Source organism: Pseudomonas sp. S60, from assembly GCF_016647865.1.
Taxonomy (GTDB): Bacteria; Pseudomonadota; Gammaproteobacteria; order Pseudomonadales; family Pseudomonadaceae; genus Aquipseudomonas; species Aquipseudomonas parafulva.
The window spans coordinates 1-501 of the sequence record NZ_JACVVH010000114.1 but is presented as its reverse complement, the minus strand read 5'-3'; the positions used below and the strand labels follow the sequence as shown (position 1 = coordinate 501).

1 protein-coding gene is annotated in these 501 nt (G+C 58.5%); it reads left to right on the top strand.

Annotated elements, in window-relative coordinates; genetic code table 11:
* Window positions 1-501: immunoglobulin-like domain-containing protein (locus IAE33_RS24395; protein WP_201165759.1), on the top strand; the 501-nt coding region annotated here is incomplete at both ends.

Sequence of the window (501 nt, the reverse complement as noted above, 5' to 3'; positions counted from 1 at the left end):
TACCGACCTGGCAGTTGCCGGCGACAAGCAGTTCGAGAACCTGGTGGCCAACAAAGCAACTGTGACCACCACCGTGACAGACGAGCCTGCTGGCCAGGGTGATCTGGTACAGGTCAACATCGTCGCCAACCAGGCCTCTGTAAACGAGGCTACGGCACCGACCTTCACCCTTAGCTTGAACCGTGCACTGGACAAGGACTTGACTGTCACCCTGAGCAACAACGCCACGGTGGTGTTCAAGGCGGGTGAAACCAGCAAGTCTTACACCGCACCGGCCCAGGGCGATGATGTCTTCAAAGATGAGGGCAAAATCGAAGTCGGCATCTCCAAAGCCGAGGTCCCGAACGCCACATTCGAGAACCTGGTCATCGGCGGCCCGGCGTCGGTCAACGTCACCGACACCATCAGTAAGGTCACCGCGGTGCTGTCTGTGGATAACACCACCGTGGTCGAAGGTGGCAAGATCACCTACACCGTCACCCTGGTGAGTGAAGACAGCAG